This is a genomic window from Planomicrobium soli, assembly GCF_003014655.1.
Classification (GTDB): domain Bacteria; phylum Bacillota; class Bacilli; order Bacillales_A; family Planococcaceae; genus Planococcus; species Planococcus soli_B.
In genome coordinates, this window is sequence record NZ_PYAT01000010.1 from 1 (window position 1) to 16,744 (window position 16,744).

At 41.7% G+C, this 16,744-nt stretch carries 15 protein-coding genes; 7 read left to right on the forward strand and 8 right to left on the reverse strand.

All coding sequences use genetic code 11. From position 1 onward, the window contains the following. A partial coding sequence (locus B0H99_RS17935) for a hypothetical protein (protein WP_219905825.1) occupies positions 1-209 on the forward strand: 209 nt, incomplete at its 5' end. 102 nt (positions 210-311) lie between these two features. Here B0H99_RS17935 and B0H99_RS12795 read toward each other — a convergent pair. Then, positions 312-1,214, reverse strand: coding sequence for a DMT family transporter (locus B0H99_RS12795; RefSeq protein WP_106534080.1), 903 nt, complete (start codon positions 1,212-1,214; stop codon positions 312-314). Positions 1,215-1,316: 102 nt separating this feature from the next. Here B0H99_RS12795 and B0H99_RS12800 point away from each other — a divergent pair, with 102 nt between their 5' ends. Together B0H99_RS12800 and B0H99_RS12805 are read left to right on the forward strand one after the other, a co-directional pair. Continuing rightward, entirely contained in the window at positions 1,317-2,048 is a 732-nt protein-coding gene (locus B0H99_RS12800; RefSeq protein WP_106534081.1) for an MgtC/SapB family protein, read from the forward strand. Positions 2,049-2,064: 16 nt separating this feature from the next. Beyond that, positions 2,065-3,060, forward strand: a complete 996-nt coding sequence (locus B0H99_RS12805) for a cation diffusion facilitator family transporter (RefSeq protein ID WP_106534082.1) — start codon at positions 2,065-2,067, stop codon at positions 3,058-3,060. Positions 3,061-3,101: 41 nt separating this feature from the next. Here the strand turns inward: B0H99_RS12805 and B0H99_RS12810 are convergent, their stop codons facing one another. From B0H99_RS12810 to pruA, 4 genes are all read right to left on the reverse strand, one after another. Continuing rightward, complete coding sequence (locus B0H99_RS12810) at positions 3,102-4,265, reverse strand: iron-containing alcohol dehydrogenase (RefSeq protein WP_106534083.1); 1,164 nt, start codon at positions 4,263-4,265, stop codon at positions 3,102-3,104. Positions 4,266-4,372: 107 nt separating this feature from the next. Then, a complete protein-coding gene (locus B0H99_RS12815; RefSeq protein WP_106534084.1) occupies positions 4,373-5,617 on the reverse strand; it encodes a Glu/Leu/Phe/Val family dehydrogenase in 1,245 nt (414 codons plus the stop codon). 81 nt (positions 5,618-5,698) lie between these two features. Further along, positions 5,699-6,892 carry an ornithine--oxo-acid transaminase gene (locus tag B0H99_RS12820; protein WP_106534085.1) on the reverse strand — a complete coding sequence of 398 codons (1,194 nt, stop codon included), beginning with the start codon at positions 6,890-6,892 and terminating at the stop codon, positions 5,699-5,701. 62 nt (positions 6,893-6,954) lie between these two features. Further along, positions 6,955-8,499 (reverse strand): L-glutamate gamma-semialdehyde dehydrogenase, encoded by a 1,545-nt coding sequence (pruA, locus tag B0H99_RS12825; RefSeq protein ID WP_106534086.1) that lies wholly within the window; start codon positions 8,497-8,499, stop codon positions 6,955-6,957. 154 nt (positions 8,500-8,653) lie between these two features. Between pruA and B0H99_RS12830 the strand changes: the two genes are divergently transcribed. After that, entirely contained in the window at positions 8,654-9,940 is a 1,287-nt protein-coding gene (locus tag B0H99_RS12830; protein ID WP_425440387.1) for a sigma 54-interacting transcriptional regulator, read from the forward strand. Between the two features lie 28 nt (positions 9,941-9,968). On the opposite strand, the gene yugI is transcribed toward B0H99_RS12830, so the two are convergent. Then, positions 9,969-10,343 (reverse strand): S1 domain-containing post-transcriptional regulator GSP13, encoded by a 375-nt coding sequence (gene yugI / locus B0H99_RS12835; protein ID WP_106534088.1) that lies wholly within the window; start codon positions 10,341-10,343, stop codon positions 9,969-9,971. Positions 10,344-10,429: 86 nt separating this feature from the next. Beyond that, entirely contained in the window at positions 10,430-13,063 is a 2,634-nt protein-coding gene (locus tag B0H99_RS12840; RefSeq protein WP_106534089.1) for a hypothetical protein, read from the reverse strand. A gap of 265 nt (positions 13,064-13,328) precedes the next feature. On the opposite strand from B0H99_RS12840, the gene B0H99_RS12845 reads away from it, so the two are divergent. Then, positions 13,329-14,663 carry a sodium-dependent transporter gene (locus B0H99_RS12845; RefSeq protein WP_106534090.1) on the forward strand — a complete coding sequence of 445 codons (1,335 nt, stop codon included), beginning with the start codon at positions 13,329-13,331 and terminating at the stop codon, positions 14,661-14,663. A 103-nt stretch (positions 14,664-14,766) separates the two neighbouring features. Then, a complete protein-coding gene (locus B0H99_RS12850) occupies positions 14,767-14,982 on the forward strand; it encodes a helix-turn-helix domain-containing protein (protein ID WP_106534091.1) in 216 nt (71 codons plus the stop codon). Between the two features lie 34 nt (positions 14,983-15,016). Here B0H99_RS12850 and B0H99_RS12855 read toward each other — a convergent pair whose 3' ends face one another. Next, the gene (locus B0H99_RS12855; RefSeq protein WP_106534092.1) at positions 15,017-15,277 is read right to left on the reverse strand and encodes a DUF1871 family protein; all 261 of its coding nucleotides are present in this window, start codon (positions 15,275-15,277) and stop codon (positions 15,017-15,019) included. A gap of 224 nt (positions 15,278-15,501) precedes the next feature. Here B0H99_RS12855 and B0H99_RS12860 point away from each other — a divergent pair, with 224 nt between their 5' ends. Further along, complete coding sequence (locus B0H99_RS12860; RefSeq protein WP_106534093.1) at positions 15,502-16,734, forward strand: MFS transporter; 1,233 nt, start codon at positions 15,502-15,504, stop codon at positions 16,732-16,734. Positions 16,735-16,744: the final 10 nt, after the last annotated feature.

Consider the following 16,744-nt stretch of genomic DNA (forward strand, 5'->3'; position numbering starts at 1 on the left):
CGACCGCTTGCGCGGCCATCGCAGAAATTTGTTTCGGCGTTCGGAACGCCTCAACAATGTTTGTTGACGTTTTGCTGTTCAGTTTTCAAGGTTCATGTTTGGCGTTGTCTTTCGCGACAACTTTTTTAATATACCTTATTCGCAACGTGATGTCAACACCGAATTTTAATTTCGATATGAAAATCATTTCGCTTGTTTGGCAACATTAATATTTATACCTTATATTAAACTCGGCGTCAATACTATTTCGAAATATTTTTCCCGAGTCGTTTTAAGGACATTTATAACTATAAACCGCTGAAGAAAATAAATCAACCCCTTTTTTTAAAAATAAACGTTTTAATTTTACTGTAATCAGTTATAAAGAATAAGATTCCACTGATCACTATAGTTCCACCTATAATTTGACTAGGGCTTAATAGTTCTCCAAGGATAAAAAAAGCTAATATAGCAGCGCCTACAGGTTCAAAAAGGATTGCAATAGATATGACATTCGTACTTACCCACTTTAAAGACCAATTGAATAATGTGTGCCCTAATAGGTTTGGGATGATTGCCAAAAGCAAAAACCACATCCATTCTGAAGCTGGATAAGGGCCAAACGACTCTCCTTTTGCAATGATATAGAAAAATAACGTTATAGTGCTTACACTATAGACAATAAACGTGTAAGTAATTAAAGATAATCTTTTACGAACGTCTTGTCCGAATAGTAGATAAACTGTTATCAAAGCGCAAGCAATTAAAGCCAGCAAATCTCCAAATAAAGCATTTCCGCTTATTTTAAAATCTCCATAGCCAATTAGAATACTTCCAAAAATCGTAACGCCACCTGCAATTAATGTCTTAATAGATATACGTTCTTTAAAAAAGAAATATGTACCGGCGAACGCGAATAGAGGTTGTAAGGTTACAAGAACCGTAGAACTTGCTACTGAAGTATAATTTAAAGATTCGAACCATAAGATGAAGTGAAAAGCCAAAAAAATTCCGGCTATCGCTGTAAAGTACCAATCTCTTTTGCTTAACTTTTTGATTTCATGGGTATATCTCCATAAGAAGAGCGGACTCATTATTACAATTGAGAATAACATTCGATAGAACGCGGTGACTCCTGAATCGGCTGATGTCATTTTCACGAAAATAGCAGATAACGCTACTGAAAACACTCCGATAATGATCGGGATGTAGGGATGTATTGCTGGTTTTTCCATTAGTGCACCTCTTGCTTTCTCTCTAATTCTTTTCTATGTACTCTCAATAGTTTGACAGGTCCTATTTTCTTTATCAACCTTTTCATGATTGGAGGTTTACAAATGGACTTCTTCACCGCACTCCAAATTTCTTCTTTAGAAACCTTTTTGAAATTGGTTATAGCAGCAGTTTTGAGTTTGGTGATAGGCCTTGAAAGAGAGTTGAAGCGAAAGCCAGTCGGATTGAAGACGAGTATTGTCATTTCAACATTTAGTTGCCTCCTTACAATTATCTCAATTGAATCGGCGTATATCGCAAGAGGCAGCTCGTATGAAAATGTGAATATTACGATGGATCCGCTTCGCCTTGCTGCTCAAATTGTTTCAGGCATTGGTTTTCTCGGCGCCGGGGTAATCTTGAAGAGAGGAAACGACTCTATCTCCGGGCTTACAACTGCTGCAATGATTTGGGGTGCTGGAGGCATTGGCATCGCTGTTGCAGCCGGTTTTTATATAGAAGCGGCTGTTTCAGTATTAATCATCTTAATTGGCATTGAAGTTCTTACCCCACTTCTCTTCAAGTTTGGTCCTAAACGGCTTCGCATGAATGAAGTCAACTTGAAGATTACGATTTCCAATCAAGCATCGATTCATAAGCTAATGGAAGAGTTAAAATCAGGCGGAGTAGTTGTAGAAGCTTTATCAATCTCCTATGCTACTGAAGAAAGCAAAAGAGATTGCCATGAAGTTTCTATTCGCGCTTTCTATTTTCCGGACAAAGAAACTATTGACATGTATCAAGAAATCTCTGGGATTGAAAACGTCGAACGAGTTGAAATTGAACTAGTACATTAACGAAGGAGGAAAACAAATGGCGGAATTTTTCACATTACTTAAAGGCGGGAATAAACCATCGCTTTATGCAGCCTTAACAAACACGTTTATCGCAATTATGAAGGGCGTCGCATTTTTCTTTACAGGGAACGTAGCAATGTTTGCAGAAACGATGCATTCTATTGGAGATGCCGCCAATCAATTTTTCGTCTTCATCGGTTCCGCTTTATCAAAGAAAGCACCGACCTCAAGATTCCCGAATGGTTTTGGCCGCTTATTAAACATTGTTCTTTTAGGCGCAGTTCTTATTGTTGGAATCATGGCTTACGAGACTATTATTGAAGGTTGGCACCAAATGACTCACCCTATTGAAGCAGAAGGTTTTATCATTAGTGTAATCGTGTTAATAATTGCAATTATTTTAGAGACATTCGTGTTATACAAAGCCGGCAAGGAAATTCTTCATGAAGCTGGCGTTAAAGGCGGTGCTCTTGCTCCGTTAACTACAAGTTTTGCTCATATGGATCGTGCAAAACCAGCCACTAAACTTGTCTTCATGGAAGATCTGGTAGCAACAGCAGGCGGCGTGCTCGCTCTTGTTGCTGTGTTGATCGCCCACTACACCGGCTTCCTGGCAATTGAAGGCGCTGCTTCTATCGCCATTGGCCTTATGATGTTTTACGTTGTAACGCGCGTCTTTTTGGAAAATGCACGCGGTGCTATCGGTGAAACAGATGAACAAATGGTCAACCATATCGCTCACTTGCTCAGTGATCATGCAGATGTCAGAGACATCCAAAAGCTTGAAGTAATTAAAGAAGGAGAATTTCTTCATGTCGAAACAAAAGTTGAGATTGATCCAACTTTAACTGTTGTAGAAGCGGATAAGCTTCAAGATCTTTTGGCAGCTCTCATTTTAAGCCAGCCGAGTGTGAACGATGTACTTGTTTCCTTCGATGCTGATGATGGTCAAACGCATTGGAAACATTTAAGCACACGGCCAGACTCCCTCCCTCCTTTGAAAACAAATTAAAAAAAAACGGATTGAGCAATTATGCTCAATCCGTTTTTCATTTATAGAGACGCTTGCAAAATCGCTTTTACATCTTCATCTTTTAATTTGTTGAAATTACCGAATTCCCCGTAAATCATGGCTTTTTCAACCATCAAATCGATCTTTGCGTCGTCGATGTCATAATAGTCTAGACGTGTTGGAGCTCCAAGGGATGTCCAGAAAGCCGACAAACGATCAATTCCTTCGTATGCCACTTCTTCTTCCGTTTTCCCTTCTGGATCAACATCAAAGACTCGGATTGCCATTTGAGCAAAGCGCGCAGGTCTTACCTTCACATTGTGGCGCATCCACTGCGGGAATAATATTGCCAAGCCGCCAGCATGAGGAATATCATAGACCGCAGAAACTGCGTGTTCTATATTATGAGTAGCCCAATCTCCTCTGTAACCCATCTGCAGGAAGTTGTTCAATCCCATTGTACCTGCAAATAAAATAGTTTCCCGATGTTCGTAGCTCTGAAGGTCTTCTACTAATTTAGGTGCAGTTTCTATAACAGCTCTCAACACACCTTCACACATGCGATCTTGAACTGGTGTATTAGTCGCATCGTGGAAATATTGCTCAAAGATATGTGACATCATATCCACAATGCCATACACTGTATGATTTTTTGGAACAGATAACGTATAAGTAGGATCTAAAATAGAAAACTTCGGGAATGAAAACGGGCTTCCCCAGCCGTATTTTTCTTGCGTTTCTTCATTAGTAATTACAGATCCGGCGTTCATTTCCGAACCAGTTGCTGCCAGCGTTAACACTGTGCCAAATGGTAAGGCATCTAGAGGCTGTGCTTTGCGTGAAACAAAATCCCATGAGTCGCCTTCATATTTTGCGCCACAAGCGATCAGTTTGGCACAATCGATCACTGAGCCGCCACCTACCGCCAAAAGCATGTCAATGCCTTCATTCTTGCAGATTTCAATGCCTCTTCGTGCAGTTGAAATTCGCGGATTAGGTTCTACGCCAGCGAGTTCAAAAACTTCGAGCCCTGTCTCTTTAAGGGTGGCCATTACTTCATCGTATAGACCGTTCTTTTTAATGCTTCCTCCACCGTAAACGACAAGGACTTTCTTTCCGTATTGCGGAAGTTCTTCTTTCACTGCTTGCAATTGCCCTTTTCCGAAAATCAGCTTTACTGGATTGTAAAAAGAAAATGCATTCATGTTTTCATCCTCCTATTCGTTTTATATTATGGAGTTTTATCCATATAAATGCAAAAATTTCGGACGAAAAAAACCGCCTGGAAATTTTCCAGACGGTTTTTGATATGTCATACCCAGCCACGGAAGCGTGAAGCTTCAGCTGTACGACGGGCGCCGACCATATAAGCAGCCAAACGCATATCGATATTGCGAGTCGTTGCAACGTTATAAACGTTTTCAAACGCATCGACTAATTTCTTTGTAAGCTTTTCATCCACTTCTTCTGGTGTCCAGTAATACCCTTGGTTGTTTTGAACCCACTCAAAGTATGAGACAGTAACTCCACCTGCACTTGCCAATACATCCGGCACCAATAAAATGCCTCTTTCAGTTAAAATCTTTGTCGCCTCAGAAGTTGTCGGCCCGTTCGCAGCTTCTACTACAATAGAAGCTTTGATGTCAGACGCATTTTCTGCTGTGATTTGATTAGAAATAGCCGCAGGTACAAGAATGTCGCAATCCAATTCAAGCAGTTCTTTGTTGGTGATCTTTTCATCAAACAAAGTTGTCACTGTCCCAAAACTGTCGCGCCGGTCCAGCAAATATTCGATATCCAAACCGTTTGGATCATGAAGTGCGCCGTAAGCATCCGAAATACCAACAATTTTCGCGCCAGCATCGTATAAAATCTTGGCAAGGAAACTTCCGGCATTGCCGAATCCTTGAATGACTACACGAGCATCTTTAATGTCAAGGCCGCGTTTTTTCGCTGCTTCATAAATGCAAATGGTAACCCCTTGAGCCGTCGCTTTATCGCGCCCCTGAGAGCCGCCGAGGACGATCGGTTTCCCAGTGATAAAACCAGGTGAGTTGAATTCATCAATTTTGCTGTACTCATCAAACATCCAAGCCATAATTTGAGAGTTGGTGAAAACGTCTGGAGCTGGAATATCTTTGTTAGGTCCAACGATTTGGCTGATGGCCCGTACATATCCACGGCTCAACTGTTCAATTTCACGCATAGACATTTCACGCGGATCGCAAATAATTCCGCCTTTTGCCCCACCATACGGAAGTTCAACAATACCGCATTTTAAAGTCATCCACATAGATAGAGCCATAACTTCCTCCCGGTTAACTTCCGGATGGAAACGAATGCCCCCTTTTGTTGGTCCAACTGCATCATTATGCTGTGCTCGGAAACCAGTGAACACTTTAGTTTTGCCATCATCCATTTTAACTGGGATGCGGACTTCCAAAATGCGCATTGGTTCTTTTAAAAGTTCGTATACCGATTCTTCGTATCCGAGTTTGTCCAATGCAGTTTTAATAACGTTCTGCGTTGACGTCAACAAGTTCAAGTTTTCAGCCATTATATTATTTCGCCTCTTTGTAATATAGTAATTGCCGCGCACCTAGTGTAACATAATTCTGCCCTCAAATGGGATGCAGTTTTAATTTGAGAAGACTTTTTGAATGCGTTCGATCGCCCAATCCAATTCCTCTTTTTTGATGATTAACGGAGGAGCAAAGCGAATAACCGTATCGTGGGTTTCTTTGCATAAAAGGCCCAGTTCTTTCAATTGTTCGCAGTATGGTCTTGCAGCTTCAGTCAATTCCATGCCGATGAACAAACCGCGTCCGCGTACTTCTTTAATAGAAGGATGATCGATTTTACGCAGTTGTTCCATGAAATACTCGCCTAGTTCCAGAGAACGATCTGCCAGTTTTTCGTCTTGCAGCACTTCCAAAGAAGCAATGGAAACTGCACAAGCAAGAGGATTTCCACCGAATGTCGAACCGTGGGACCCAGGATTGAAGACGCCAAGAACTTCGTGGTCAGCTACTACGCAAGAAATCGGGAATACGCCGCCGCCAAGTGCTTTTCCTAAAATGTACATGTCCGGGTTTACATCTTCCCATTCGCATGCGAACATTTTTCCTGTACGTGCTAGACCCGCTTGAATTTCATCTGCAATAAACAAGACATTGTTCTCACGGCAAAGCTCTCTTGCAGCTTTAAGGAATCCTGCCGGCGGAATGATAATTCCTGCCTCTCCTTGGATCGGTTCCACTAAAAATGCAGCGGTATTTGGCGTAATGGCGTTTCTTAGTGCTTCAATATCGCCAAACGGAATAAGATTGATGCCAGGCAGCATTGGACCAAAGCCTCTGCGGTAATCTGGATCAGACGATAACGAAACCGCTGTCATTGTACGGCCGTGAAAATTATTTTCACAAGCAATAATTTCAGCTTTGTTTTCTTCAACGCCTTTTACATTATAAGCCCAACGGCGAGCTGCTTTAAAAGCTGTTTCGACCGCTTCAGCTCCAGTGTTCATAGGAAGAGCCATTTCTTTTCCGGAAATTTTACAAACCATTTCATACCAAGGTGCTAGCTTGTCATTATGAAACGCACGTGATGTTAACGTTACGCGGTCAGCTTGATCTTTAAGAGCTTGAATAATTTTTGGGTGGCGATGCCCTTGGTTAACAGCTGAATATGCAGAGAGCATGTCCATAAATTTATTGCCTTCAGGATCTGTTACCCATGCGCCTTCCGCTTCTGAAATTACGATTGGAAGTGGATGGTAGTTAGGTGCACCATATTTTTCAGTTTGCTCGATAATCTGTTGCGTGTTTGTCATTAAATTTCCTCCTTTTTTTAAAAAAAAGGCAGACTTTTGGTCTGCCTTTTTATTTGATAAAATTATAACATTTCTGAAGTGGTTTTTGCTTGCATATGAAGAGCCAAGTAGTCAGGACCGCCCGCTTTTGAATCTGTTCCAGACATGTTGAATCCGCCAAACGGTTGGTATCCGACGATTGCGCCTGTACATCCGCGGTTAAAGTAAAGGTTGCCGACATGGAATTCTTCACGTGCTTGCTCGATGTGATCGCGGTTATTGGTAATGACCGCTCCAGTCAAACCATATTCAGTGTTGTTAGCAATTTCAATTGCTTCATTAAAATCTTTGGCTTTTGAAATACCGATAACTGGTCCGAAAATTTCTTCTTGCATGATGCGTGATTTTGGATCAAGGTCAGCGATGATTGTTGGGTTCACGAAGTAACCTGTTGAATCGTCTCCAGTTCCACCAGCAACTAGACGGCCTTCGCCTTTGCCGATTTCAACGTACTCCATAATTTTCTTATAAGCATTAGCATCGATTACAGGGCCCATATAGTTGGACTGATCAACCGGGTTGCCGATTGTCAATTCGCCTGTCAATTCGATAACGCGTTCAAGGACTGTATCGTATACGTCTTCAACAATAACTGCGCGTGAAGCTGCAGAACATTTTTGTCCGCTGAATCCGAACGCCGATTTCACGATTGATTGAGCTGCAAGTTCAAGGTCAGCTTCTTTATCGATAACCATTGTATCTTTACCGCCCATTTCAGCGATCAAGCGTTTCATCCAAACTTGTCCTTCGTTCACTTTTGCAGAACGGTCAGCAATGCGAAGACCTACTGCACGAGAACCAGTGAATGAGATAAAGCGAGTTTTAGGGTGGTCTACAAGATAGTCTCCAACTTCAGCGCCTGGTCCAGGAATGAAGTTGACAACGCCAGCCGGCATGCCTGCTTGCTCAAGAACTTCGATGAATTTGTAAGCTACAACTGGAGTTGTAGAAGCCGGTTTCAAAAGAACTGTGTTCCCTGTAACCATTGCTGCCACAGTAGTTCCTGCCATGATAGCAAAAGCAAAGTTCCAAGGAGAAATAACAACGCCTACACCTAATGGAATGTAATCGTAGCGGTTGTATTCGCCTGGACGGCTTTCAACTGGCATACCGTCTTTCAAACGAAGCATTTGACGGCCGTAATACTCAAGGAAGTCGATTGCTTCTGCCGTATCCGCATCCGCTTCATTCCAAGGTTTGCCCGCTTCTTTTGTTAAAAGAGCTGAGAATTCGTGTTTGCGGCGGCGAATGATCGCTGCTGCTTTGAAAAGAACGTCTGCACGCACTTCAGGTTTTACTTTTTTCCACGTTTTAAATGCTTCAAGAGCGCTTTGCATCGCTTGTTCAGCGATTTCTTTATTTGATTTTGATACACGGCCTACGATTTCTTCTTTCTGAGCCGGGTTAAATGAAACGATTTTATCTTCAGTCATAATGCGCTCTCCACCAACGATCAATGGATAGTCTTGGCCTAAATAACCCTCGACTGTTTTCAGTCCTTCTAAAAAGGCATTACGATTTGCTTCGATTGAAAAATCTGTAAATGGTTCATGTTTGTAGGGAATCATGTGAATCCTCCTTGAATTGAAATAGGCGCAAAAAAAATTTGCACTATTAAACTGTTTCCATCTATAATAATGCAAAAGATCGTTGCATATTTCAAGTCTTTTTATCTAAAAGGTGAAAATAAATTTTGGGGTGACTAATTTGGCGAGCGAAAAAATGGATTTGACTCCTTTTTATGAATTTGCGGGAGAACATGTAGCAGTGGGTATCCACGCGGTTGATGCAAAAGGCAAAACTGTCATTTACAACAGTAAAATGAAAGAAATTGAAGGATTTGATTTTGAAGAACTTGTCGACCGTTCTTTTCTGGAGATGTTTCGATTTGAACAACAAGAGAGCACTTTGCTGAAAGTTCTCCAAAGTGGCACACCTGTATTGAATGCGAAACAAACGTATTGGAACCGGAAAGGCCAAGAGATTACAACAATTAATGATACTTACCCTATCTTTCAAAATGAGGAATTGATCGGAGCTATTGAGTTATCCCGTGATGTTACTACACTTGAAAAAGCGGTATACCAGCCATTGAAGAAGTACGAAGAACCAATTACGTTCAGTACAATTACCGCTGTTTCCTCCAGCATGAAAAAAGTGATTGAAACTGCTGAGAAAGCTGCAAAAGCAAAGCTGCCTGTTTTGTTGATCGGTGAATCCGGAACCGGCAAAGAATTGATCGCCGAGTCCATCCACTGGGCAGCCTCTTCGAGCGGCCCGTTTTATACGCTTTTTTGCCATGGGACCGATTTGCATTTGCTCGATCAGCTATTGCTTGATATGCCAAATATGACAGGCGGAACCATATACTGTGAACGCATTGACTTACTGTCCCTTCATTTACAGGCACACTTGCTCCAAATAGTTGAACAACAAGCCGGTGACTCGATTTGCTTTATTGCAAGCGTTGGAGAAGATCCGGTGGAATTGATCGGGTCAGGAAAACTATTGAAAGAACTTTATTATTTCTTTTCAGCAATGACGATCCCTTTGGAACCGCTGCGCAAACGGAAAGAAGATATCTTCCCGTTTGTAACTGATTACTTTTCGAGGCATCGAATGAACTTTGGCTCTATAGTCAAAGGATTGGATCGAGAAGTAACACGCTTGTTCGAGGATTATGATTGGCCTGGCAATTTAAAAGAGCTGGAACTGCTGCTGGATGAAATTACTTCGATGCTGACGACTCAAGATATTGTAACGATGGATTTGCTGCCGCAATATTTTAAATCCAAATCCAAGAGTTCCGGAAGATTGGGGCCTGAAGATTTTATTGTAAGCCGCACCAAAGATTTGCTGCCGTTAGAAGACTATTTATTTGAAGCGGAGATGTATTATCTTCAAAAAGCGATGGACTTGTATCAAGGAAATGTTACAAAAGCAGCTAATGCTCTTGGCATGAGCCGTCAAAACCTGCAATACCGCTTAAGAAAAATCAAAAAAAAATGAAGGGCAGGATATCTGCCCTTCGTTTTTTTTATTTTCCTGATTTGTTGATCCACTCTTGCATTTTATCTTTCAAAGAGTTGAAGCCTTCTGAATCATTTTCGTTTACATGTGATTGAAGAGATTGTTTTGGCTTTTCACTTCTTTGTGGTGCTGGTGGCTGTTCTTGAAGTGCGCGGATGGAAAGGCTGATCTTTTTCGATTTTTCATCAACTTCCAACACTTTAACGTTAACTTCTTGGCCAACAGCCAAATATTCGCTGACCTCTTTTACATAGCCGTGCGTGATTTCTGAAATGTGGACCAATCCTTGAGTTTGCTCGTCAAGTGCAACGAACGCTCCGTATGGCTGAATTCCTGTAACTTTACCGATAATCGTGTCTCCTGCTTGATATGCTTTTGTCATGTTCTACCCGCTCCTAGTCTTCTCTAATATCCTGTACACCTATTGGCATCTGTAAATTATAGCACAGTTTTTAGGTCGGAGTAAAATCAGTGCATATTGATATCTCCTATTCGCCAGCCTTCTGGTGTTTCTAACATGGGAAATTCGGCCACTTGATAGGAATGCTCCGAGTCTGAACCGTTGTTTAGACGCACCCAGCCTCTTTTTTGGCTATCACCGTAATCATGCATATCCAGCGTAAATGCCAACTCCTTAAGCGTTGAAAAATCCGGTATATAACGGTTTGCGACTTGATGGCGGTACGACTCGATAGAAATTGTTTTTGAAGATTCTTCCATTAAAGAATACATCGATTCAACGTCTTCTTGTTCTGCAGCTATTAGAAAGATTCCTGCAATTTCACCTGGAGTCGCAGATTCTAGCACCGGCATCTTTTGGCCAGCAGAGAACTCCTCGTAAAGAGCAGTTATTCTCCCTTTAAAGTCACCTGTTTTCTCCTCTAATGAATAAGCTTCATACATTTGGTTCCTTATAAGCCATATGTTATCCCTTTTTGTAATCAATACCGGCGATGGAGGAACCATGGCATCTTGTTTTCGGTAATTGATTTGCGGTTCCACAAACAGCTCGTCTTTGACCCGATATATGGATTCTTCATAAATTTCTACCCATAATGCTTCTTCTTCTATATCCGGCAATGGCTTCCATTGCTTCACAAAAACTTCCATGGAAGGCTTGAATTCATCTTCCGCCAATAGATGCCACATTGTTTCCGGATCTTTCCTTTTATTGGCATAGTGATACATGAACAATACATCAAGCGGCGGTACGCCCTTCAAGCTGTCTAAGTCATATGTGGCAGCAAACTCTTTATACAGCTTTTCTGTCTGGCCGTATGAGAAATCTTGCATATCTACAAAAGCGGGCTCAATCGAGATGTTTCCGTTAGGCAGTTTTGCTGCAAGCTCTCCTTTTTTCTCCATCTGTAAAGCATTGATGATGTCCGAGTAAGCCAACGCGTCATAATGAGCCGATTTTTTCCAGCTACTTTCTTCCATTTCTTGGATAATTGGCAACATTACATAAATCAATGGATTTGCAGTACCCATCACCAAGTTTTTCCATGCTGTTTGATATTCTTCGCGAACTACACCGTTTGCATCAAATACCGAATTTTTTTCGTTACCTGTTAATAAAAGCCAAAAAGCATGCTGGAAAATAAATTCAAACTCTCCGTATGTTTCGTCTTGGCTTTGTTCGGTTTCTAGGAGAAATCGCTCAAACTGGGCAAGCTGAAACGATATGACATCAACTGGCAGCAATAAATCTAAGCCATCAAAGTATGGTTCACTCTCCAGTAGTGTCAGGTACTGGAATTGATACTGGTACCCAACCATATTCTGAAAAAGCATCTGGTTGCTATACAGCAATTCCATATTTCTTCGAGCCAATAATCTGGTTCCTTTTGGATGCGGCGCAATCAATAACATAGATTCATCCAACGAATCTATCAAAACACCGACTTCCTCGGGATACTGGTTTTTATGCGCGCGTAAACTTTCAGCTGAAAACTCTCCGCTTTGGAAAGTTCCAGACAAAGAGTCGTTGTGTTTAAGCAATGTAGCGTCGGCAAGAAGCATCAGTTCTTTTGTTTTTAACGCAAATGATTGAAGAAACTCATTAGATTCACTTGCTGTCATGCCCTCGTTGACAAGTGATTCATACATGCCTTTTGGCGTTTGGATTTCAAGCATCACTTTTTTTATACGCTTGCGCAACAGCTGCGGATCATTTTCGTACTTCTTGATCGTTCTTTTTTTCAACAGCCGCTCCATCTTTCCGTCTGCTCTTTGGACATAATCCAGTTCTTCATACACTTCTGGATCTAATCCAAGCTTTTCCGGGGAAGATTTTTTTATGCTTTCATATTCGGATTTCCATGCTTTTACCGTACGGTCATCAATAGGGCCAACTTCCGAAACAGCTGCAGCAGTTTCAGATTCATTTTCATTGATCACAAAAGATGCTCCTACAACACCAATCAAGAATATAGTGGTTAATCCTATAATTGTTAGGGATCCCTTTTTTATAGGGGTTTTCGGTTCTGCTGTTTCTAGCTCCACCAACTCTTCCTGGAGTTCATGGATTGCAAACAGTTCTGCTTCGTTGAATGAGGGCATAAATCGGTTATGAGAATTACCTAAAAACTCCAAGCGCTTTGCCAGAAGAGTACGGCTTTGCAAATGAAGATTTTTTTGCAGCTCCGCAGAAGCTTCCTCGACGGCGGCCACGGCGGCAAGCTCAGTGGTTTCAAGTAATAGGGCCAGTTCTTTTACTGATTTCCCATGAAAATAATACAGTGTTAGCGAAATGCGCAGGTTTTCGTTTAATCCCTGTATGCCTTGATGGATTTCTTTGTCTTCTTCAAATCGCAGAACATTATCGTTGGCAATCCCTTCTTTGCTGCCCGTATCATTGTGCAATTCCTTTAGTGCAATCCGGTAAAGAGCTGTTTCAGCTTCTTGTTCTTGTGAAAAAACAGCCGGCAGCATACTATAAAACCGGCGGAATACATGCAATTGAAATTCCTGCAATTGCATGGCAGCTACTCCATTTTGATAGCCGAGACGTGCGATTGACTTATGGCGCAACGAGCACCATTCTGCGTATGCCGTTTTTTCTCCGGACATTGCGCATATAAATAATTCTTCAAGTTTCATCGCCGCTAAGTCTCCTTCGTATAGCAAGTCTATGTAAAAGGATGATGAAAATCATTAGAACAACACAGGTTTCCTACAGAAGCCTTGCCGTTTTAAAACTTGCGCTCTATTTTCTATCGCCCATCTTGTTACTCCATTAAACTATTCGGAATTTTCTTTTTTTACCATTATACATGATTAAGGCTTTATCGTTTCGAAATTATCTACTTTTTTCTTTGTCTGTCGTGTAGAATAGAAAAATCCAAATGATTTAGGAGTGAAAAGAATGAAAAAACGCGAACAATGGACTTCTAAAATTGGATTTATCCTCGCAGCTGCTGGAAGTGCGATCGGACTAGGTGCAATTTGGAAGTTCCCCTATGAAACGGGAACAAATGGCGGGAGTATCTTTATCCTGCTATTTATTATCAGCACAATTGCAATCGGCTTGCCGATTCTTCTGGCTGAATTTATCATCGGCCGCAGAGGCCAAGCGGATGCAGTAACTGGACTAAAAAAACAAGCACCCGGCAAGTATTGGTTTTTAATCGGCTGGTCAGGGTTCTTGGTTTCTTTTATGATTTTGTCTTTTTACTCGGTCGTAGGAGGTTGGATTCTTTCCTATTTAGGGCGTTCCCTTCTGCTTCAGCTGTCTAATATGGGCGACAACGCCTTTGCTGACTTGTTCGGCGGCATTATCGGCAATCCTTACGAAGTGCTGCTTGCCCAAGGGCTGTTCATGTTCCTGACGATTTGGATTGTACAAGGCGGCATAAAAGGCGGTATTGAACTTGCGAGCAAGATCATGATGCCTGCTCTTCTCTTATTTTTCGTCTTATTGATGATTCGGTCCTTGACGCTTGATGGTGCTATGGAAGGCGTACGCTTCATGTTTATACCCGACTGGTCTTTCTTTAACTTTGAAACTGCGTTGACCGCTCTCGGACAAGCCTTTTTCTCACTAAGTGTTGGAGTGGCCGGCATGATCACTTATGCCTCCTACTTGCCAAAGACTGAAAATCTGACTCGCTCTGCAATTAGCGTAGCAGGTTTGAATATTATCATTTCCATTATGGCCGGATTGATTATTTTCCCAGCAGTCTTTGCACTTGGCTATACGCCTGACCAAGGTCCTGGCCTCGTCTTTATCATTTTGCCGGCAATTTTCGATCAGCTGTTTATGGGTCAATTCTTAATGATCATCTTTTTTATCTTATTGCTTTTTGCTACTTTGACTTCTTCCATCGCTATGCTGGAAATTACAGTATCAATTATTGTAAAAGAGAAATACGATCGCCGACGCCGAGCTTCTTGGATTTTCGGTCTGGCCATCTTTATCTTAGGAATTCCAAGTGCCCTATCTTTTGGCGTCTTTTCTGATCCAATCTTCTTCGGTTATACGTTCTTTGATTTTATGGACATTATCACCAGCCGAATCGGCATGCCGCTTGGAGCTTTGCTGACTTCTATTTTTGCAGGTTATGTATTAACCAAAAAGGATGCCGAAACAGAGTTGATGGGCGATTCGCTTTGGAGTACTACTTGGAGAATTCTCGTTCGGTACGTTGCCCCTTTGGCAATTCTGATCGTCTTCGTACAAGGCATCATCGGTTTCTTCTAAAAGAAAAGTTTTGAATCCGCCACAGTTTCGACTGTCGAAACAGATTTTATGTGGTATCATTTTGTTTAGTTGTACGGACCATCAAGCAAAGGAGTGTCTGCATTTGCAAAAAAATCTACATACCCAATTAAAATTTTTGCGTGAAGAACGCGGCTTGTCGCTAGACGAATTGGCTTTGAAAGCGAGAGTTGGGGTCGCGCGTTTGCAGGCCTATGAATCTGGAGAAGAAGTGCCTTCTAACCAAACAATCCTTAAACTTTCAAATGCCTTGGAAGTGCCAACCTCCAATTTATTGGACGGCTTAGAACCAGTTGAATGAAAAAAGCTTGCGGCGATTAGGCTGCAAGCTTTTTTTATATAATGCATTTCGCTTCAAATTTAAGCGCAAGCAATTTATAGGAAATTTCTACGCAACGTTCAAGCGGAATCCATTTTTCAAAAGAAAATTCATAGATGCTTTGGATTTTTTTTGCTAAGTCTGAAGGGTCATCAAGTACTTGCAACGCTCCAACAACACCTACAATCTCCGTGTCATATAAATCAGTTCCAATCGCAAAAGGATCCCATTCTTCTAAAATCCTCATAGCTCTTCGGTTCATTTCCCTAGTGTCCATTTATTTTCACCTAACATTTCTCTATTGTTAAAAGCTATGATAGCACAGAAATAAAAAAAGAACAGAACAGATTTTTTTATAACTATCAAGTTAAATGGCAAGGCACTTTTCCTTTTACCACACTCGCTAGTGATAATACAAGTTCAGTTCATCCTACTTTCTTCGTTTCACGAAATATTATATAATAGTAATTGGATTCATGTTCTAGAAAGAAGGGATTTTGCATGAAAATGCAGAGAAAGAATTTTATGATTATCATGTTTACAAATTTCCTTGTTGCAGGCAGTACGACTATGATTATGCCATTTTTATCTCTTTATATTGAATCTCTTGGCACTTATAACGAAGAATATGTCCAGCGCTGGGCTGGCTTAGTATTTGGTGTTACCTTTGTGGCGGCGTTGATTATGTCTCCTGTCTGGGGAAGAATCGCGGACAAATATGGCTACAAGCCGATTTTAGTCATTAATGGGCTGGGGATTGCCATCAGCATTTATTTGATGGGTTCAGCCGGATCGGTCCATGAACTGTTTTTTATTCGTTTGTTTATGGGACTGGTTACTGGATTTATCCCCACTTCACTCGCTTTTGTCAGTTCACAGACTCCGAAAGAAATTGCAGGCCGCACACTCGGCACACTACAGATGGGCAGCGTATCGGGAACGCTTTTCGGCCCAGTGATTGGCGGACTTATGGCAGATACTTTCGGTTTTCAATATACCTTTATCATTACTGCCGTCGTAATCGGTACAGCCGCTCTTCTCGTCTTGTTTGGCATTAAAGAAGTAAAACACGTAAAAACAAAAGATGCTCATGTCTATGCGAGAAAAACGATCATCCAAGGCATTTTGCATCACCGCTTATTGATCAATGTCATGGTTATCACTTCGCTTATCCAGATCGGCACCTTCAGCATTCAGCCGCTCTTATCTCTCTACGTGTCGCATTTAGTCGAAGGCAGCACACAAGTCGCTTTTTTAGCAGGCATTACGTTCAGTGCGACAGGCGTCGGCAATTTGCTGTTTGCCCGGCGCTGGGGCCGCCTCGGAGATTCAATCGGTTATGAGAAAGTCCTGGGCTTTTTGCTTATTCTGGCGTTTGTCTTTATCATCCCGCAAGCTTTTGTTACCGAACTTTGGCAATTGATAGCGCTGCGCGTGTTATTCGGCATCGCAGTCGGAGGAATGATTCCGACAACGACCGCGTTAATGCGCCGTGAAGCGCCTGTTGAAATCCAAGGGGAAGTTATGGGATACAACACAAGTTTCAGGTTTTTAGGAAATATTATAGGCCCGATGTTCGGTGGCATCGTCAGTGGGTTTATCGGCATTCCTTCGGTTTTTATCGTGACCGGATTGCTTTTTGTGATATCGTTCATTTTCTTGAAATATACACTAAAAAGACCGGAGCAGGATTTTGAAGATGTGCTTCTTGAACAAGAACTGAAAAGCATGTGACAAAAGGCGA